This is a genomic window from Azospirillum sp. P4_B5 (assembly GCF_056402275.1).
In genome coordinates this window covers 108,553-127,566 of sequence record NZ_JBFUHT010000002.1, presented here as the reverse complement: position 1 = coordinate 127,566, position 19,014 = coordinate 108,553, and the positions used below count along the sequence as shown (strand labels likewise).

13 protein-coding genes and 2 tRNA genes are annotated in these 19,014 nt (G+C 68.4%); 6 read left to right on the top strand and 9 right to left on the bottom strand.

Annotation, left to right across the window (positions count from 1 at the left end; genetic code table 11):
* Window positions 1–41: 41 nt before the first annotated feature.
* The 3 genes from AC1DVI_RS02215 to AC1DVI_RS02205 form a co-directional block, all read right to left on the bottom strand.
* The gene (locus AC1DVI_RS02215; protein ID WP_476956584.1) at window positions 42–3,422 is read right to left on the bottom strand and encodes a DEAD/DEAH box helicase; all 3,381 of its coding nucleotides are present in this window, start codon (window positions 3,420–3,422) and stop codon (window positions 42–44) included.
* A gap of 187 nt (window positions 3,423–3,609) precedes the next feature.
* Window positions 3,610–4,263, bottom strand: a complete 654-nt coding sequence (locus tag AC1DVI_RS02210) for a phosphatase PAP2 family protein (protein WP_476956583.1) — start codon at window positions 4,261–4,263, stop codon at window positions 3,610–3,612.
* 23 nt (window positions 4,264–4,286) lie between these two features.
* A complete protein-coding gene (locus AC1DVI_RS02205) occupies window positions 4,287–4,778 on the bottom strand; it encodes a hypothetical protein (RefSeq protein ID WP_476956582.1) in 492 nt (163 codons plus the stop codon).
* A 212-nt stretch (window positions 4,779–4,990) separates the two neighbouring features.
* Between AC1DVI_RS02205 and AC1DVI_RS02200 the strand changes: the two genes are divergently transcribed.
* Window positions 4,991–5,067: transfer RNA gene (locus AC1DVI_RS02200), tRNA-Arg, on the top strand.
* Between the two features lie 272 nt (window positions 5,068–5,339).
* Here AC1DVI_RS02200 and AC1DVI_RS02195 read toward each other — a convergent pair.
* The 4 genes from AC1DVI_RS02195 to AC1DVI_RS02180 form a co-directional block, all read right to left on the bottom strand.
* Window positions 5,340–5,415: transfer RNA gene (locus AC1DVI_RS02195), tRNA-Ile, on the bottom strand.
* Window positions 5,416–5,564: 149 nt separating this feature from the next.
* On the bottom strand, window positions 5,565–7,526 hold the full coding sequence (rpoD, locus tag AC1DVI_RS02190; RefSeq protein WP_476956581.1) for an RNA polymerase sigma factor RpoD: 1,962 nt from the start codon (window positions 7,524–7,526) through the stop codon (window positions 5,565–5,567).
* A gap of 185 nt (window positions 7,527–7,711) precedes the next feature.
* A complete protein-coding gene (gene dnaG, locus AC1DVI_RS02185; RefSeq protein ID WP_476956580.1) occupies window positions 7,712–9,643 on the bottom strand; it encodes a DNA primase in 1,932 nt (643 codons plus the stop codon).
* Window positions 9,644–9,681: 38 nt separating this feature from the next.
* Entirely contained in the window at window positions 9,682–10,143 is a 462-nt protein-coding gene (locus tag AC1DVI_RS02180) for a GatB/YqeY domain-containing protein (protein ID WP_476956579.1), read from the bottom strand.
* Window positions 10,144–10,593: 450 nt separating this feature from the next.
* On the opposite strand from AC1DVI_RS02180, the gene carA reads away from it, so the two are divergent.
* The 3 genes from carA (at window position 10,594) to AC1DVI_RS02165 (ending at window position 15,447) form a co-directional block, all read left to right on the top strand.
* Window positions 10,594–11,769, top strand: a complete 1,176-nt coding sequence (gene carA, locus AC1DVI_RS02175) for a glutamine-hydrolyzing carbamoyl-phosphate synthase small subunit (protein ID WP_476956578.1) — start codon at window positions 10,594–10,596, stop codon at window positions 11,767–11,769.
* Between the two features lie 293 nt (window positions 11,770–12,062).
* Window positions 12,063–15,101, top strand: coding sequence for a response regulator (locus tag AC1DVI_RS02170; protein ID WP_476956577.1), 3,039 nt, complete (start codon window positions 12,063–12,065; stop codon window positions 15,099–15,101).
* A 25-nt stretch (window positions 15,102–15,126) separates the two neighbouring features.
* Window positions 15,127–15,447 (top strand): HNH endonuclease, encoded by a 321-nt coding sequence (locus tag AC1DVI_RS02165; protein WP_476956576.1) that lies wholly within the window; start codon window positions 15,127–15,129, stop codon window positions 15,445–15,447.
* Window positions 15,448–15,463: 16 nt separating this feature from the next.
* On the opposite strand, the gene AC1DVI_RS02160 is transcribed toward AC1DVI_RS02165, so the two are convergent.
* Both AC1DVI_RS02160 and serA read right to left on the bottom strand, forming a co-directional pair.
* Window positions 15,464–16,213, bottom strand: coding sequence for a hypothetical protein (locus AC1DVI_RS02160; protein ID WP_476956575.1), 750 nt, complete (start codon window positions 16,211–16,213; stop codon window positions 15,464–15,466).
* Window positions 16,214–16,266: 53 nt separating this feature from the next.
* Complete coding sequence (gene serA, locus AC1DVI_RS02155; protein ID WP_476956574.1) at window positions 16,267–17,514, bottom strand: phosphoglycerate dehydrogenase; 1,248 nt, start codon at window positions 17,512–17,514, stop codon at window positions 16,267–16,269.
* A 208-nt stretch (window positions 17,515–17,722) separates the two neighbouring features.
* Here serA and arsC point away from each other — a divergent pair, with 208 nt between their 5' ends.
* Window positions 17,723–18,064, top strand: a complete 342-nt coding sequence (gene arsC, locus AC1DVI_RS02150; RefSeq protein ID WP_476956573.1) for an arsenate reductase (glutaredoxin) — start codon at window positions 17,723–17,725, stop codon at window positions 18,062–18,064.
* Window positions 18,065–19,006 carry a 50S ribosomal protein L3 N(5)-glutamine methyltransferase gene (gene prmB, locus AC1DVI_RS02145; RefSeq protein WP_476956572.1) on the top strand — a complete coding sequence of 314 codons (942 nt, stop codon included), beginning with the start codon at window positions 18,065–18,067 and terminating at the stop codon, window positions 19,004–19,006.
* Window positions 19,007–19,014 lie beyond the last annotated feature (8 nt).

The window sequence follows — 19,014 nt, the reverse complement described above, 5'->3', positions numbered from 1 at the left end:
CGAAGGCCAGACCGGGAAGGGCGGTAACCCCGAGGGTACGGTCAGTCCGCCGCCTTACCCAGCAGATAGTCGATGTCGCCGCCTTCAAGTGCACTGATGAGACCGCTGCCCTCGATGGTTGCGTCGGACAGATTGCCTTTGCGCCGTTGCAAGTCGAGAATGCGCTCCTCCACCGTGTCGGCGGCGATCAGCTTGTAGACGAAGACCGGCTTGTCCTGCCCGATTCGGTAGGCGCGGTCGGTCGCCTGGTCCTCCGCCGCCGGGTTCCACCAGGGATCGTAGTGGATCACCGTGTCCGCCGCCGTCAGGTTGAGGCCGCGCCCGCCCGCCTTCAGGCTGATGAGGAAGACCGGCACCTCGCGGTTCTGGAAACGGTTCACCGGCTCCGCGCGGTCCAACGTGCGCCCGGTCAGCTCGACATAGCCGATCTTCGCCTCCTCCAGCCGCAGCTTGATGAGGTCGAGCATCGAGGTGAACTGCGAGAAGATCAGGATGCGCCGGCCTTCCGGCACCATCTCCAGCACCATGTCGGTCAGGGCGTCGAGCTTGGCGGTCTCCTTCACCTTGCCGGCGGCGGGGATCTTGACCAGACGCGGGTCACAGCAGACCTGCCGCAGCTTCAGGAGCGCGTCGATGATGGTGATGGCGTTGCGCGACACGCCGCTGACCGCCAGCGCCGCCCGCACCGTCTCGTTCACCGACAGGCGGATGGTCTCGTAAAGGTCGCGCTGCGCCGGCTCCAGGTCGATGCGGACCACCACTTCGGTCTTCGGCGGCAGCTCCTTGGCCACCGCCTCCTTGGTGCGGCGCAGCAGGAAGGGGCGGATGCGGCGCATCAGCTGCTTGGCGCGGGTGCCGTCGGCGCGCTTCTCGATGGGCGTGCGGTAGCGGCGCCCGAACTCCTTGCGGTCGCCGAGCAGGCCGGGCATCAGGAAGGCGAACTGGCTCCACAGCTCGCCGAGATTGTTCTCCACCGGCGTGCCGGACAGGCAGAGCCGGTTGCGGGCGTTCAACGCGCAGACGGCGCGGGTCGCCTTGCTGTCCGGGTTCTTGATGGCCTGCGCCTCGTCGAGAATCAGCGTGTGCCAGTCCCGGCGCTTCAGCACCTCGACGTCGCGGCCGACCACGCCGTAGGTGGTCACCACGATGTGGGCGCGGTCGAGGTCGCCCAGCTTCTCGTGGCGGTCCAGACCATGCAGAACGACCACCCGCAGGTGCGGCGTGAAGCGCTGCGCCTCGGCCACCCAGTTGGGGACGAGGCTGGTCGGAACGACGACGAGGCAGGGGTCGGTCAGCCGCCCCTCCTGCTCCTCCATGGCGATGTGGGCCAGCGTCTGGGCGGTCTTGCCCAGCCCCATGTCGTCGGCCAGGATGCCGGCCACCCGGTTGGCCCGCAGCCCCTGCATCCAGGCCAGACCGACGCGCTGGTAGTCGCGCAGCGTGCCCTGGAAGCCCGGCGGCGGGTCCATCTCCGCCGGCATCTCCTGCTCCTGGATGGTGCGCAGGTAACGGTCGATCTGGCCGGTGTCCTCGGTGCGCCGCGCGATCAGGTCGTCGATGTCCAGCAGGCCGTCGGCCTCGGTCAGCGGCACCTTCAGCGTGTCGTCGAGCCGCCGCCCGCTGTCGAGCATGGATTCCAGAACGCTCAGCAGCCGTTCGACCCGCTCCGCCGGCAGGGCCAGCACGTTGCCGTCGTCCAGCACCAGATGGGCGCGCCCGTCGATGACGCGAGTCGCCTCCATGCCGCCGCGCTCGATCAGGGTCGCCAGGATGGGCAGCAGGGCGCGGCGCTCGCCGTCGATCTCCACGCCGACGTCGAGGTCGAACCAGCCGTCGCCGGAATCGCGCACGGCGACCGCGACATCCTCGTTCGCCTCGACGACGCGTGTGCCGAAGTCGGCGCCGATCTCGACGGTCCAGCCGTCCTTGCGCAGGGCCGGCACCTCGGTGGTCAGGAAGGCGGACCAGCGCTCGTCGGCGTCCTTGCCGGTCAGCCAATGGACGCGGGTGCCGCGGGCGTTCAACTGGCCCTTGGGCGGCTCGATCCGCGCCTGGGCAAAGCCGAAGGCGGCCAGCCTTTCCAGCGCGCCCTGCTCCAGCGCCTTGTCGCGGCGGACGAAGACCGCCCCGGCGGGCTCCTCGACGCGGGCGAACTGGCGCTGGTCGTCGGGCTCGATCTCCGAGGGTGAATCATCCTCGCCATAGTCGAAGGCCAGCCGCAGCACGTCCACCAGACCGCCGTCCGGCGACACCACCCGGCCCAGCCGGGCGACGACGCGCGGGTCGCGCTCGACGATGGTGGCGGCGGGGTCGGAGCCCATGCGCACGCCGCCGGGCTTGCCCGCGGCGAAAGCGGAGGCCGCCGGGAAGTCCGGGCGCTCAGGCGCCGATCGCACCGGTGCGGGCCGGCCCAAGGCCTTCGAAGGCGATGCCTTCAGGGACGCCGCCTTCGAAAGAGTTGTCTTCGCAGCGGGCGGAGCGACGGGGCCCTTGGGCTTCGGCACCTCGACGACCTGCAACTCGACCGGGCAGACGGTGCCGGCCTTCGGATCGACGCACCAGTAGCCCAGCCCCTTGATCAACGCGGCGCCGGGCGGCAGGCCGGTCGGGCGCAGCTTGCGCGTCGCCGGATCACGGAAGGCGCGGATGGTCATCCCCGCCCCCTCCGTCAGCACCGTGCCGCCGCGCCAGCGCAGCCGCCCGCAGCCGAGCAGACGGCGCAGGATGCGATCCACCACGTCGCCGCGGCTCTTGGCGACCGGCGTGCGCACCACCCCGCCGCCGCCGAGCATCCGGGCGATGGCGCGATCCACGTCGCCGTCCAGGCTGCGCGGCGCGCGGGCCAGCACGTCGCGCGGGCTGGCCGGGGTGGACACGTCGTCGCCCTCCCCCGCCCCCTCCACCGCGATGACGGCGGAGACGAACATGGCCGCGTCGTCCTTCCCCGGCTCCAGGGTCCAGCGGACGCTGAGCACCGGATCGGGGGGTGGTGGGGATGGCTCCGGAACCGGCGGCGGTGCGGGAGCCGGTTCCGGAACCGCCAGGAGCGCCGGCGGCTCCGCGATCGGGGGCGCGTCGAACAGGGACATCTGCCGCCCTTCCGGACGGGCGTCCAGCGTCATCAGCGCCGCCGCGGCCATGTGGGCGCAGGCGTTCCGCCCGCAGGTGCAGCTCTTGTCGAAGACCACCCGGCTGCGCCCGCGCACCGGAACGACCGTCACCGTCAGCGTCCGGCCGAGGTCGGTCACCGTGGCGGCGATCCGCCCCTCCGCTTCCAGCAGCGTCACCGCCCCGGTCAGGATGAGCGTGCGTCCGCGCTGCAGCGTCTTCGCATCGAAGACGCGCGCCAGATCCTCCTGCGAAAAGGAGACCGTCGCGCTGGCGGTGGCGGCGGCGCGTGGAAGGGAGCCGAACAGCGACATGGGGCGGAAGGGATACCGAAAAAAACAGAACGGGTCAGGAACGGGGGCGTCGGTATAAGCCCACACCATGCCCCGTCGCAAGCCCGCTCTCAACCCTCAACCGACACCGCAAGGCAAACATTCCGGTTGCCAAGTCCAGGGAAGACCAAAGGCGGACCGCATCGGCATCCGGCAAGGAAAACGCGCTCTACAGCCGTTCAAGAAAACTGTTCAGCGGCGGCATCGGGCTGCAGACCGGGGATTCCTCACGGAGCAGATAGGCGAAATGCTTCAGCATCGGCTCCGCGTTGGTGCGATCGCCGAGCGCGTAGGTGGCGACGCCGAACAGAACGACCAGGGCCAGGACCAGCGGGCTGAGGTTCAGGCGCGACGGGGTCAGCCGGTTGAAGCTCTGCGCGAAGGCCGCCACCGCCAGCCCGCCGAGGACGAGCCCGACCACCACCTCCGTCACCGAATGGTAGCGCAGCAGGATGCGCGACGCCGCGACGCCCCCCACCAGCCCGAGGGCGCCGAGGACCACCACGCCACGCCGCCAGCCGTCCAGCGAGCGCGCCGCCATCACCCCGACCGCCCCGTAGACGGCGGCGGCGAGCGCGGCGTGGCCGCTGGGGCTGGTCAGCCGGTCGTCGAACAGGCGGATGCCGCAGGCGTGCCCCAGGATCTTCAGAAGCGCCACCGAGCCCATCAGCATGGCCAGCACGGCCAGCCAGCGCGCCGCCGAGACCGCCGAATGGCGGCGCCACAGCATCACGATCAGGATGCCCGCCACCGGAAGCACAAAGGACGTGCTGCCGAGAAGCGAGATCGCCTTGCTGACGTGCCAGAGGTTCAGATGTCCCACGGTCCTCGCCGCTCCCTTTCCATTCAGCGCATGCGAACGAGCATTCCGTCCCGGTAGTTCCAGGCCGCCGTGCTCTTTCCGTCGGACGCCGGCAGCGAAACGGTCAGCGTCCGGTCGGCCTGCTCCACCTTCGGCGCATCGCTGCAGGTCCCGAAGGGCAGCGAGACGGAGGCCTTGGCCCCGCCGAGGTCGAGCACGCGGAAGCGCGCGGCGCACTTGCCGTCCACGCTCTCCTGCAGCAGGACCAGCCAGCGCCCTTCCATGTTGTAGGCGTTCACGAAGGACAGGGTGCGCCCCTCGCGGTCCTCATAGACGACACGGTCGTTGACGGTCACCTGGATGACCTTCGGACCGAGTTCGACCATCTGGACGACCTCGTTGCCGATGGCCGCAGACACCAGGACCGCAGCACCGCCCCGGTCGTCCGCCGCCTGCGCCATCCCGGTCGCCGCCGTCAAGGAAAGCGCCATCAGCGAACCCACCGGCCCCATAACGGCGCGGCTCAGAAACGTCATGCCCATAGCTGTTCTCAAATGCCCTTCTGGCTGGTCGCTCTCCACGCCAAGGTAAGCCCAACCGCCGCCATTCTGTAGTCCGTCAAAGGGCTGACACCCGCTTGCCGGAAAAATTTCACGAGCCGGACGATTTTGGTTGCCTTCCGGCCACGGCCCGATTAAAAACCGCGCCACCGCAGACGACGGCCTTGCCGCCGCCGCGGCAGAGAGAAGCGCCCGTAGCTCAGCTGGATAGAGCACCAGACTACGAATCTGGGGGTCAGGAGTTCGAATCTCTTCGGGCGCGCCACTCTCCTCTTCTTGCAAAATCCATCTCATATGATTTTTCTGTACGCGGTTGGATCAAACGGTCCGACAGCGTTTTTTGTCGTTTTCGACAGGTGGCGCTGCGATGACGGTGCCGCGATCCTGCATCGCCAGCAGCGGAAAGCGGCAGCCTGCCAACCAACGAGGATGTCGCGGCGGGCGGTATGGAAATAAGCGGCCGACCGGCTGCTTTCCCATCGCTTTTCCATCAACGTGCTTTCCCCCTCCTGGGAATAGCCGACACTTTGAAGGAAATGGTGGGCCCGGCCGGATTCGAACCGACGACAACACCGTTATGAGCGGCGCGTTCTAACCGCTGAACTACAGGCCCCCACCGAGGGATGCCGAATGTGCCCAGAACAGGGAGCTTATGCAACCCCGTTTGATGTGGACCGAAGCCCAAAATGAAAACAGGGGACCCGAAGGCCCCCCGCTTTCCACACAACCGCAATCCGTGCGGAGCTTACGCTCCCGGAAACCTCAGGTATCGAGGAAGCTGCGCAGCTTGCGCGACCGCGACGGGTGCTTCAGCTTGCGCAGGGCCTTCGCCTCGATCTGGCGGATGCGCTCGCGCGTCACGTTGAACTGCTGACCGACCTCTTCCAGCGTGTGGTCGGTGTTCATGCCGATGCCGAAGCGCATGCGCAGCACGCGCTCCTCGCGCGGGGTCAGCGAGGCCAGGACGCGGGTCGTCGTCTCGCGCAGATTCGCCTGGATGGCGGCGTCGAGCGGCAGGACCGCGTTCTTGTCCTCGATAAAGTCGCCGAGATGCGAATCCTCCTCGTCGCCGATCGGCGTTTCGAGGGAGATCGGCTCCTTGGCGATCTTCAGGACCTTGCGGACCTTCTCCAACGGCATCATCAGACGTTCCGCCAGCTCCTCCGGGGTCGGCTCACGGCCGATCTCGTGCAGCATCTGGCGGCTGGTGCGGACCAGCTTGTTGATCGTCTCGATCATGTGGACCGGGATGCGGATGGTCCGCGCCTGGTCGGCGATCGAGCGGGTGATCGCCTGACGGATCCACCACGTCGCGTAGGTCGAGAACTTGTAGCCGCGCCGGTACTCGAACTTGTCCACCGCCTTCATCAGGCCGATGTTGCCCTCCTGGATCAGGTCCAGGAACTGCAGGCCGCGGTTCGTGTACTTCTTCGCGATGGAGATCACGAGGCGCAGGTTGGCCTCGACCATCTCCTTCTTCGCGCGGCTCGCCTCCTTCTCGCCCTTCTGGACGGTGGAGACGATGCGGCGGAACTCGCTGATCGGCAGCTTGGCCTCATCCGAGATGCTCGACACGCCGTCGCGCGTCTTGCGGATGTCGGCCTCGTACTTGTCGTAGAACTTGCCCCAGGTCTTGGGGTTCAGGCCGCGGATGCGCTCCAGCCAGTTCGGGTCGAGTTCGTGCCCGAAATAGTGGTTGAGGAAATCCTCGCGCTTCACGCGGCAATCGGTCGCCATGCGCAGCAGCTTGCCTTCGAAGCCGGTCAGCTTGCGGTTCAAGGCGTAGAGCTGCTCGACAAGCTGCTCGATGCGCTGGTTGTTCAGGCGCACCGTGTTCATCAGCTCGACCATCTCGGTCTTGAGCTTGTCGTACTTCTTGTCCGACTGCTTGGCCACGTCCTCGCCGCGCTGGATGGCCGCGATGCGGCCCTCGTGCAGCTTGTGCAGCTTGTCGTAGGTGGTCTTGATCTTCTCGAAGGTCTCGATGACCTGCGGCTTCAGCGCGGCTTCCATGGCCGACAGGGACAGGCTGTTGTCGCCATCCTCGTCGCCTTCCTCCTCGCTTTCGCCTTCGGGGCGCGGCGGACGCTCCTCGTCGGTCGCCTCCGGAGCGGCTTCCACCGGCTCGGCCAGACCTTCGGGAATCTCCTCACCGTCCGGGCCGCCGCCATAGGTGGCGTCCAGGTCGATGATGTCGCGCAGCAGCATCTTCCCTTCCATGAGGGCGTCGTGCCACTCGAGGATGGCGCGGATGGTCAGCGGCGATTCGCAGATCGCCCCGATCATCATCTCACGCCCGGCCTCGATGCGCTTGGCGATGGCGATTTCGCCCTCGCGGGACAGCAGCTCGACCGATCCCATCTCGCGCAGATACATGCGCACGGGGTCGTCGGTGCGGCCGATGTCGTCGTCGTCCAGATTGCCGGCGGACCGGCCTTCGCCCTCGCCGTCGGCGTTGGCGTTGCCTTCCGCGTCCTGCTCTTCCGATTCGACGATGTTGATGCCCATCTCGGAGAGCATGGCCATCGTGTCTTCGATCTGTTCCGAAGACGACGTATCCTGCGGCAGGGCAGCGTTCAGCTCGTCATAGGTGACGTAGCCACGCTCCTTGCCGCGGGCGATCATCTTCTTGACGGCAAGACCCATGCCGTCCATGAGCGGGCCGTCGCCGGCCTCGTCCCGGGCTTCGGAAACTTCAACGCTGTTCGCAGCTTTCGTGGCCATGCGATCGATGCCCCCGCATTACCCCATTATAAAAACCCATAGCACGCATCGCAGCGGCCCCCCGCTGTCGATCCGCACCTGCTTAAACCGGTTGTGAACCGTTCCGGACCTTGTCCGGCCAGACCCTTCCAGGTCTCATTCCCTCCGGCCCTTCCCTTCCGCACCACGCCCGGCGGCGCCGGCCGCTAGGCATCGTCGAGATCCTCGTCATCCGTCATACCCATTCCGGACCTGATGACCTCCTGTTGAAGGGCCACGACCCGCGCGAAGTTCGCCTCGCTGTTGTCACGGGCCAAAGCCGCCTCCGCTTCTCTCAAATCGGCCATCACCTGCCTGTGATGCAGGTGATGCCATGTCGGCCACCACCCCCGTTTCGCGTCCAAGGAGGACGCATCCGGGCGTGCAAAGCCGGCATGGACATAGGTCGACTCGCTGAGCAGAGAGCGGACAATGGTATCATAGCCGGCGGAAGACAAGTGGCGACAAAGCGATGCGGCGTCAAGTCCCGAGTCGTTTTCCCGCCGTTCGGCAAGCAATCCAATGACCGCTTGGCGCAATTCCTCCAATTCCCGGTCGGGAAAAGGCAGCATGCCCAGCGATTCCCCCAACTCATCAAACAGTTCGGGGTGATTGATGATCACGGCGAGCAGAACGCGCTCCCGCGCAGCGGCGAGATTGCCGGGGTTGCGGCGGCGGTGGCCGGGCGGCGGCGCGGTGCGCAGGCCCGGCAGGCCCGGCGTGTGCCGGCGCGTCGGCTGGCCGAAACGTCCGCCCTGCCCCCCGCCCTGCCATTGCCCTGCAGGAACCCAGGGGCCGCGGTCGTTGCGCTGACGCGGCGGAGGGGCGAAGGCCTCGTCGACGCGGCGGCGCATCTCCGTGCGGTAGAAGACCTGCACGTCGCGGTCGGCGATCTGCCCGACCCGCGAGTCCAGGGCGGCTTTCACCGCCGCCTTCGATTCGGGGGTGCCGGTGGGCTTGCCCTCGGTCTCCATGCGCCACACCGCTTCGGACAGCGGAATGGCCTCGCCGAGCACCTCCTGCATGGCGCGGGGACCGTGCAGGCGGATCAGGCTGTCGGGGTCCTCCCCCTCCGGCAGGAAGGCGACGCGGGCGGAATGGCCGGGGGCGAGGTGCGGCAGGATCCGTTCAACCGCCCGCCACGCCGCCCGGCGCCCGGCGTTGTCGCCGTCGAAGCAGAGGAAGGGCACCTTCTCCGCGTCGGGAATCAGCTTCCACAGCTCCTGGATCTGCGTCTCGGTCAGGGCGGTGCCGAGCGGCGCCACCGCGCCCTCGAAGCCGGCGCGGACCAGCGCGATGACGTCCATGTAGCCTTCGGCGACGATCACCGGCTTGCCGTCCGCCGCCGCCTGCCGCGCCCGCGACAGGCCGTACAACAGCGTACCCTTGTGGAACAGCGGCGTATCGGCGGTGTTGACGTATTTCGGGCCATCGCCTTCCAGGATGCGTCCACCGAAGGCGACCACCCGGCCGCGCCGGTCGGTCACCGGGAAGATCACCCGGTTGCGGAAAAAGCTGTAGGGCGCGCGCCCATCCTCCGGCCGCTTGAGCAGGCCGGCGGTCACCATGTCCTCTTCCGAGAAGCCCTGCTTCAGCAGCTGGCCGCGCAGCGCGCCGGAATCGGCGGGGGCGAAGCCCAGGCGGAAACGCGCCATGCCGTCGGTGTCCAGCCCGCGGCGCTGGAAATACTCCAGACCGGCGCGGCCCGCGGGAGCGTAGAGCTGCTGCTCGAACCAGCGGGCGGCCTGCTCCACCAGATCGTGCAGCGTCTTGCGCCGCTCATAGCGCTGCTTGTCCTCCTCGGTGGCGCGGGGGACTGGCAGCCCCGCCTCGCCGGCCAGCGCCTCCACCGCCTCCGGGAAGGCGAGGTTGTCGTGGCGCATCACGAAGCCGATGATGTCGCCGTGCGCCCCGCAGCCGAAGCAATGGAAGAAGCCCTTCTGGTCGTTGACGTAGAAGGATGGCGACTTCTCGTTGTGGAAGGGGCACGGCGCCTTGTACTCGCGCCCGGCGCGGATCAGGCGCAGACGCTTGCCCACCACGTCCGACAGGGCAAGACGGGTGCGGAGTTCTTCCAGGAATTGGGGCGGGAAGGCCATGGGCGGGCGGCACCCGTGCTAGATCGGAAACCGCACCGTCAGCAGGCCGACAACTGCTGCTTCACGGTGCCGCTGACTTTGGCGAAGTCCATCTGGCCGGCGTAGCGCGCCTTCAGCTCCGCCATCACCTTGCCCATGTCCTTGATGCAGGTGGCACCGATCTCGTCCACCACCGTCTTCACGGCGGCGGCCACCTCCTCCTCCGACATCTGCTTGGGGAGGAAGCCCTCGATGATGGTGATCTCCTCGCGCTCCTGCTCGGCCAGTTCCAGGCGGCCGCCCTGCTCGTACAGCTTGATCGACTCGCCGCGCTGCTTGATCATCGTCTGCAGCATGGAGAGGATCTCGGCCTCGTCGATGCCGTCGGTGACGCCGCGCGTGCGCGCCGCGATGTCCCGGTCCTTCAGCGCGGCCAGGATCAGGCGCACGGTCGAGACGGCGCGCTGGTTCTTGGCGAGCATCGCCTGCTTCAAAGCCTCGTTCAGGCGCGTGCGCAGCATTGCGTGTGTCCTTCGTGTTCGTCAGGAGTGTTCGTCAGGTCGAAACGATCAATGGCCGCTCGGCAGCATCCGCAGCATCCCGATCCGTGGGATGGCGCGGGAGACGCGGCGCGAACCGGTAATATTCCTAAATTTGCGCCGGATTGCCACGTCAATTCCGAAGAGCCGCTTCACGCCCCCAACCGCCCTTCCAACAGCCAAGCCCCACCGGTGAAGCACGGCGATTATGCAAACGCGCCGCTGGAAATCGGGGTACCAATCGTCATATACGGTTGACCGGCTCACCCGTCCCGACTAATCGATCCAGGCTCAGACACCCGACCGCAAGGAAACGGGATGGAGGGGCACGGACCGACGACGACGCGTGCGCCCAGCGGGGCGGGACGCGGCGCCGACGCTCCGCAAAGCAGGAATATGTGGCCCGCGGCGGCTCTTGATAAGGTCTGAAGGATGGCTCAATCGACTCTCCCGGCGGGCGATGCCGGCGCTTACACCGGTGTCCTGGTTCTGGCCGACGGCACCGTCTTCAAGGGCCGAGGCATCGGTGCGGTGGGGGATTCGGTGGGCGAGGTGTGCTTCAACACCTCGATGACCGGTTATCAGGAAATCCTGACCGACCCCAGCTACGCCGGGCAGATCATCACCTTCACCTTCCCCCACATCGGCAACACCGGCGCCAATCCGGAAGACATCGAGACGGTGACCCCCGCCGCGCGCGGCCTGATCCTGCGCGCCGACGTCACCGACCCGTCGAACTGGCGCGCCACCCGCCATCTCGACGACTGGCTGAAAAGCTACGGGCTGGTCGGTCTGGCCGGGGTGGACACCCGTCGCCTGACCCGCCGCATCCGCGACCTGGGGGCGCCGAACGGCGTCGTCGCCCACGCGCCGGACGGCCGGTTCGACCTCGACGCGCTGGTCGCCAAGGCCAAGGGCTGGCCGGGGCTGGAGGGCATGGACCTCGCCAAGGACGTCTCCTGCCGCCAAACCTACGGCTGGGATGAGGGCGCCTGGACGCTCGGCTCCGGCTACGCCACCCAGGAGAGCGCGCGCTTCCACGTCGTGGCGATCGATTTCGGCGCCAAGCGCAACATCCTGCGCTGCCTCGCGGCGGCCGGCTGCAAGGTGACCGTTGTTCCGGGCACCGCCACCGTCGAGGACGTGATGCGCAACAAGCCGGACGGCGTCTTCCTGTCGAACGGCCCCGGCGACCCCGCGGCCACCGGCGAATACGCCGTGCCGACGATCAAGGGCCTGCTGGACACCGGCCTGCCGATGTTCGGCATCTGCCTGGGCCACCAGATGCTCTCGCTGGCGCTGGGCGCCAAGACGAAGAAGATGCCGCTGGGCCACCGCGGCGCCAACCATCCGGTGAAGGATCTGGCTTCCGGCCGGGTGGAGATCACCAGCCAGAACCACGGTTTCGTGGTGATGGAGGAGACCCTGCCCGCCGATGCCGAGGTGACCCACGTCAGCCTGTTCGACGGCACCAACGAGGGCATCCGGTTGAAGAACAAGCCGGTCTTCTCGGTGCAGTACCACCCGGAGGCCTCGCCCGGCCCGCAGGACAGCCACTATCTGTTCGACCGCTTCGTGGCGCTGATGGACGGCAAGCAGCCGGTCTGACGCCCGGCGGACGCACCGGGTCGATAACGAGAAGGGAGCCGCTTGCGGCTCCCTTTTCTTGTTCGGGTGTCCGGACACGCAGGGCCGCCGCCCCTCTCCTTTTTCGCTCAACCGTCATCACCCGATCGGGCGGTCCGGCCGGTTTTTCCACCTCCTTCGATAAAAACCCTGCTCCGTCAAAGGTGTGTCCTTTGCTGCCGGACTCTGCGATGGTTACGGGCGCGCCCCTCGCCATGCATACCGGAGCATGACATCCCTTGCCTGTGCACGCTCAGGATGACAACGCACCCGCCGTGAACGACGGCGGCCTGGGCGATGACCAAGCCCAGGCCGGCGGCCTGTCGCTTCGCACCGGGCTGGTGCTGCTGGTCATGGCGGCGCTGCTGCCGATGCTGGGATTCGCCGGCTGGACGGTCTTCCGCATGGCCGAGACGCAGAGCGCCGCGATCGAGCGGTCCGGCCAGGATCTGGCGCGGACGCTGGCCGTCGCCGTCGACCGCGAACTCATGGCGATGGAAACGGCGCTCCGGGTCCTGACGACCTCCCCCCACCTGGAGAAAGGCGATCTCGCCGCCTTCCACCGGCAGGCCACCGAACTGCTTCAGCACAAGGGCGCCCGGCGCGAGGGCGTCCACATCGTGCTGAGCAACGCCCAGGGCCAGCAGCTGATCAACACGCGCCGCCCGTTCGGCGAGACGCTTCCCCGCGCCGCGGTGACGGGCCTCGTCCGACGGACGGCGGACAGCGGACAGACCCAGATTTCCGAGATGTTCACGGGTGTCGTCGCCCAACGCCCGCTGGTCGCCGTCGCGTTGCCGATCACGCGGAACGGACCCTCGGAGCATGTGCTGGCCATGAGCATCCCGACCGAGATGTTCATCGAGGTGCTGCGCCAGCAGAGCCTTCCGGAGGGATGGATCGCCGCCCTGTGGGACCGGCAGGGCGTCGTCATCACCCGGACCGCGGCGTCCGACACCTTCACTGGCACGCCGATTTCAGCGGAGGTGTTCCGCCGGACCGCCTCGGCCAGCTCCGGGACCTTCGCCGCCGTGGCGCGGGATGGCACGCCGCTGTTCAACGCCTTCGCCCGGTCGGAGCTGTCGGGCTGGACCGTCGCCGTCGGCGTTCCGCAGGATCTGATCACCGAGCCCATGCGCCGCTCGGTCACGCTGGTGTTGTGCGGCGGCGGCATCCTGCTGCTCGTCAGCTTGGCGATGGCGCTGGCGGTCGGGCGGCGCATCGCCGATCCGGTCGCGGCCCTGGCCGGGTCCGCTCTGGCGCTCGGGCGCGACGGCCCGCACGCCGCGCTGATGATGACCTCTCCCGCACCGATCCGCGAGGTCAACGCGGTGGCTGGCGCGCTGAACCGGGCGGCCCGCCGCCTGCGCGACAGCGAGGCGCAGCAGCGGCTGGTCATGGAGGTCGTCGGGCTGGGCGTCTGGCGCTTCGACATGCGCAGCCGCCGCTTCCACGGGTCGGACCACACCGCGGCCCTGCTGGGCGTCCCGGTGCTCGACGGAGCCTCGGTCGAATCCTGGATTCGCAACGTAGCGGCGGATCACCGCAACGCCATCCGCGCCGCCCTTTTCCGCGACGCCCCGTCGAAGGGCGAGTTGGAAGCGGAGTTTCCCGTGGGCTCCCCTGACGGACAGGTGCGCTGGCTGGCCATGCGCGGCTCCTGCCTGACCGACCCGGACGGCACCACCCGCGCCGTCGGCATCCTGGAAGACGTGACGGAGCGGCGGCGCGCCCACGAGATGCAGCTGGGCGAGCTGGTGGACCGCCACGCCTCCGACCGCCGCCTGTTCGCCGCGATCATCGAAAGCTCCACCGACCTCATCGTCGCGGTGGACCAGGAGTGCCGCTACATCCTCTTCAACGGCGCCTACCAGCGGGAGGTCGAGGCGCTGTACGGCCACCGCCCGGCCATCGGCCAGCGCCTGCTGGAGATGATGGAGCATCTGCCCACCGCGCAGGTCACCGCGGAGTCCCTGTGGAGCCGCGCGCTCGGCGGGGAGCGCTTCACCATCGTGGAGGAGCTGGGCGACCCCACGTTGCAGCGCAAGCGCTACGAACTGGCCTTCGGCACCATCCTGGATTCCAGCGGACGGCGCATCGGCGCCTATCACGTCGCCCGCGACGTCGAGGAGCGGGAGCGCACCGGCCAGGCCCTGCGCGAGATCGAGGAGACGCTGCACCAGGCCCGCAAGATGGAGGCCATCGGCCAGCTCACCGGCGGCATCGCCCACGACTTCAACAACCTGCTCCAGGCCATCGGCACCTCGCTCTACCTGCTGCGCGCCGCGGGGGAAAGCGGTGGAGCCACCCACCCCCAGGCCCTGGACATGGCGGAGAAGGCGGTGGAGCGCGGCGCCACGCTGACCCAGCATCTCCTGGCCTTCTCCCGCCGGCAGCGGCTGGAGCCGAAGACGGTCGACGTCGGCGCCCTGGTCACCGGGATGGGCGGGCTGCTGGAACGCACGCTGGGCGGCACCACCCGCATCGTGACCGAGACGGACCCCAGCCTGTGGCCGGCGCGGGTCGACCCGAACCAGCTCGAAATGGCCATCCTCAACCTCGCCATCAACGCGCGGGACGCCATGGCGGCGGGCGGCACCCTGACCATCCGCACCGGCAATTGCCCGGATGACATGGAGGGGCGGCCGCTCGACCTCGCCGCCGGGGACTGCGTGTCCATCGCCGTCGCCGACACCGGCAGCGGGATGAGCGAGGAGACGGCGGCCCGCGCCTTCGAGCCCTTCTTCACGACGAAGGGCGTCGGGCACGGCACCGGCCTGGGCCTGTCGATGGTGCACGGGCTGGCCGCGCAATCCGGCGGGACCGTGGTCCTCACGACCCGTCTGGGCGCCGGCACGACGGTGACGCTCTATCTGCCGCGGGCCGACGCCGAGGAGGACGCCACCCCGGACGCCGAGCCGCCCGCCGCCGTCCTATCCCCGCCCCGCCCCGCCACCATCCTGCTGGTGGAGGACGAGGCGCTGGTCCGCATGGCGACCGCAACGGTTCTGGAGCATGCCGGTTTCCGCATCATGGAGGCGTCCAGCGGCCCTGACGCGCTGGACGCCTTCACCCGCGAACCGGAGGTGGACCTCGTGCTGACCGATTACGCGATGCCCGGCATGACGGGGTTGGAACTGGTGCGGGAGCTGCGCGCCCGGCGCCCCGGCCTGCCGGTCCTGATGGTCACCGGCTATGCGGAGATCCAGAGGGCCTCGGCGCTGGACGGGATGCCCATCCTGCAGAAGCCCTATCAGGCCGACGAGCTGGTCACCCGCATCCGCGCCGCCCTGCCCGCGGCGCCGCCCGGCTGACGGCCCCCGCCCGCCCGGACGCTCCATGCCGCCGCCCGCCCCGTTCCATCCGCCCTCGTTCCATCCGCCTTGCCCACTCTGCGGGCGCCCGATGGTGCCCGGCCCCAGCCTCAACGAGCATCACCTGATCCCCCGCACCTACGGCGGACGGGACACCGTGACCATGCACCGCATCTGCCACGCCAAGATCCACACGGTGCTGAGCGAGGCGGAACTGCGCGACCACTACCACACCATCGCAAGCCTGCGCGCCCACCCGGACATTGCCGCCTTCCTGCGCTGGGTGTCCCGCAAGCCGCCGGAATTCATCGACCGCCACGCCTCCGGACGCGGGCGCCGGCGATGACACGCCGCTCGGTGGGTCAGACGCGCCCGAGGTAGCGGTTGATCTCGCCGTTGCAGGACTGGCTGATGCGCTCGTACTCGGCTGGGGTGTCGATGCGGGCCTGACGCGCGTTGCGTTCACGCCCGAACTCCTCCATCAACTGGCGCATCGCCGCCTTGATCGGCTGCTCGATGGCCGCCATGATCTGCCGCTCGGAGCGGCCCTGAGCGGGGCGGGCGCGGCCGACCACGTCCTCCAACCGGCGCTTCAGGACCGGCACATATTCGCGCAGAAGCTGCTCGTCCACCGTGACGTGGCGCATCTCGTGGGCCAGCACCTCGCCATGGATGCAACTGCCCTGCGGCAGTTCGCGGGCCACATAGACGGTCCGCTCGTCGTAGCCGAAGGTGACGGTCAAAGTCTGCGCCGCGCCGCAATAGCGACCCTGCCCCAGCGACGCCGTCATGACGCCGGCCTGCCATTGCTGATTGTACTGGATGGCCGCCAGCCCCAGCGTGTGAGAGTTGGCGATCCGCCCCGCGATGGGCCGCCGCCCCGGCTTCTGAGCCAGCTGCCGGATGGATTGACTGTAGTCGGTGCGCAGCGGGGCGATTTGCAGGTCGAGGACCACGCGGGCCGGCGCGAAGTCCGGACAGGCGGCGACCCCGCCCTGGGCCGTCGCGGTTTGCGCGGCGGCGGGCGCTGAAAAGCCGAGCCCTCCTCCACCCAGGCACAGGAGCATCAGGAGGCCGGCGCGCAGGCGCGGTCGAGTTGGGCGGAGGGTCATTCCGCCTATGTCGGTGCGGCCCCCGCCGACGGCAAGGGCCGCAACGCCGGACCTCAGCGCTTGCCCGGATAGAGGAAGCGGGCCTTCAGCGTGCCTTCGATGGCGCGCAGGTCGCTCGCCACCTCGTTCTCCTCCACGTCGCCGTCGACATCCACCACGACGTAGCCCAGCTCCGGGTCGGTCTGGAGATACTGAGCGGCGATGTTCAGGTCGCGGCCCGAGAACACCTCGTTGATCTTGCGCAGCACGCCCGGACGGTTCTCGTGGACGTGCAGGAAGCGGGTGCTGCCGGCGTGGACCACCGGCAGGCCGACCTGCGGGAAGTTCACGGCGCCCATGGTCGAGCCGTTGTCCGAATACTCGATCAGCTTCTGCGACACCTCGGTGCCGATGTTGGCCTGCGCCTCCATCGTCGAGCCGCCGATGTGCGGGGTCAGGATGACGTTGTCGAGCCCGCGCAGCGCGCTCTCGAACACCTCCTTGTCGCCGCCCGGCTCCTTGGGGAACACGTCGATGGCCGCACCCAGCAGATGCTTGTCCCTCAGGGCGGCGGCCAGCGCCTCGATCACCACGACCTTGCCGCGGGCGGCGTTGATCAGGTGGGCGCCCTTCTTCATGGCGCGGATCTGCGCCTCGCCGATCATGTCGCGGGTCTGCGGCGTGTCGGGGACGTGCAGGGTCACCACGTCGGACACCGCCAACAGCTCCTCCAGCGAGTGGCAGGGCTGCGCGTTGCCGAGCGCCAGCTTGTTCACGACGTCGTAGTAGCGGACCTTCATGCCCATCGATTCGGCCATGATCGACACCTGTGTACCGATGTGGCCGTAGCCGACGATGCCCAGCGTCTTGCCGCGGATCTCGTAGCTGTCCTTGGCCGACTTCATCCAGCCGCCGCCGTGCACGAGGTTCGACTTCGAGAAGATGCCGCGCATCAGCATGATGACCTCGCCGATCACCAGCTCCGCCACCGACCGGGTGTTCGAATAGGGCGCGTTGAAGACCGGGATGCCGAGTCGGCGGGCGGCCTTCAGATCGACCTGATTCGTGCCGATGCAGAAGCAGCCGACGCTGAACAGGCGGGTCGCGGCCTCCAGCACCTTGCCGGTCAATTGGGTGCGCGAGCGGATGCCCAGCATGTGGACGGACCCGATGCGCTCCAGCAGCTCCGCCTCGTCCAGCGCGTGCGGCAGACGCTCCACGGTGGCGTAGCCGCCATGCGCCAGCTCGTTGATGGCGTTGTCGTGAACGCCTTCGAGCAGCAGGATGTTGATCTTGTCCTTGGAGAGCGAGAGCTTCGTCACGGCCGGCATCCGTCGAAATGAATGGCCCCGCGCGCGGCGGGCCGCCAATAATGCGAGCGCGCAAGGTAATGCCAAGCGCCAGCCTTGTCACGCGAGGGATGTTGCGTTGCCGCCGCCATTCCGCATGGCGGGTTGGCGCCGCGCGCGGGGCGGGTGTATTCGTGCCACAGGCAAAGTCATGGCTGGGAAGAGCGAGGGAAACACCGGGATGAGCGACGTCACCATCTACCACAACCCGCGCTGCACCAAGTCGCGCCAGACGCTGGAGCTTCTGAGGTCCAGGGGCGTCGAGCCCACCGTCGTGGAGTATCTGAAAACCCCGCCCGGCCCGGCCGAGCTGAAGGCCATCCTGGGCAAGCTGGGCAAAGATCCCCGCGACATCCTGCGCGCCAAGGAGGCGGCGGAGGCCGGGATCGCCAAGGATCTCGACGGCGACGCCCTGATCGACGCATTGTCCGCCAACCCCGCCGCCATCGAGCGGCCCATCGTCGTCTCGGGCGACAAGGCCCGCGTGGGCCGTCCGCCGGAAAGCGTTCTGGAGATCCTGTAAGTGACCAAGCCCTCCCTGGACCTCACCCCCGCCGACGCGGCGACCGAGCTGCGCACCATCCGCGACCTGATCCGCTACGGCGTCAGCCGCTTCAACGAAGCCGATCTGGACTACGGCCACGGCACCACCAACGCCCATGACGAGGCGGTGTTCATGGTGCTGGAAGGGCTGAGCCTGCCGATCGACCAGCTCGACCCCTATGTGGACGCCCGACTGACCCTGGCGGAGCGCCGCAAGATCGCCGACCTGCTGCACGCCCGCGTCGAGACGCGCAAGCCGGCCTCCTACCTGCTGAACAAGGCCTACATCCAGGGCATCCCCTTCTATGTGGACGAGCGGGTGATCGTCCCGCGCTCCTACATCGGGGAGATCCTGTTCTCCGACCTGATCGGCGGCGACGACTTCACGCTGGTCGAGGACCCGACGGAGGTCGAGCGGGTGCTCGACCTCTGCACCGGCTCCGGCTGCCTCGCCATCCTGGCCGCGCAGATCTTCCCGGAGGCCCAGGTGGACGCGGTGGACCTGTCCGCCGACGCGCTGGAGGTGGCCAAGCGCAACGTCGCCGACAGCGGGTTCGAGGACCGCATCGCCCTGCACCACGGCGACCTGTTCGCGCCGCTGAAGAACCGCAAGTACGACGTCATCATCACCAACCCACCCTATGTGGACGCCGAGGCGATGGCCGCCCTGCCGCCGGAATTCCGCCACGAGCCGGAAATGGCCCTGGCGTCGGGCGAGGACGGGCTGGACATCGTGCGCCGCATCCTCAAGGAGGCGCCCAAGCACCTGACGCCGGAAGGCGGCCTGCTCTGCGAGTTCGGCACCGGCCGCGAGATCCTGGAGGCCGAGTATCCGGACCTCGACTTCTTCTGGGTGGAGACCGCCAACAGCTTCGGCGAGGTCTTCTGGCTGACCCGCGACCAGCTGAAGGCAGCGAAGTAACTGGACCG

What these genes read in the sequence shown, in the direction of transcription:
- AC1DVI_RS02160 (WP_476956575.1), bottom strand. Translation starts at nt 16,213, where the DNA reads ATGACCCTCCGCCCAACTCGACCGCGCCTGCGCGCCGGCCTCCTGATG.
- carA (WP_476956578.1), top strand. Translation starts at nt 10,594, where the DNA reads ATGGCTCAATCGACTCTCCCGGCGGGCGATGCCGGCGCTTACACCGGT.
- AC1DVI_RS02205 (WP_476956582.1), bottom strand. Translation starts at nt 4,778, where the DNA reads ATGACGTTTCTGAGCCGCGCCGTTATGGGGCCGGTGGGTTCGCTGATG.
- arsC (WP_476956573.1), top strand. Translation starts at nt 17,723, where the DNA reads ATGAGCGACGTCACCATCTACCACAACCCGCGCTGCACCAAGTCGCGC.
- rpoD (WP_476956581.1), bottom strand. Translation starts at nt 7,526, where the DNA reads ATGGCCACGAAAGCTGCGAACAGCGTTGAAGTTTCCGAAGCCCGGGAC.
- AC1DVI_RS02180 (WP_476956579.1), bottom strand. Translation starts at nt 10,143, where the DNA reads ATGCTGCGCACGCGCCTGAACGAGGCTTTGAAGCAGGCGATGCTCGCC.
- AC1DVI_RS02165 (WP_476956576.1), top strand. Translation starts at nt 15,127, where the DNA reads ATGCCGCCGCCCGCCCCGTTCCATCCGCCCTCGTTCCATCCGCCTTGC.
- dnaG (WP_476956580.1), bottom strand. Translation starts at nt 9,643, where the DNA reads ATGGCCTTCCCGCCCCAATTCCTGGAAGAACTCCGCACCCGTCTTGCC.
- AC1DVI_RS02215 (WP_476956584.1), bottom strand. Translation starts at nt 3,422, where the DNA reads ATGTCGCTGTTCGGCTCCCTTCCACGCGCCGCCGCCACCGCCAGCGCG.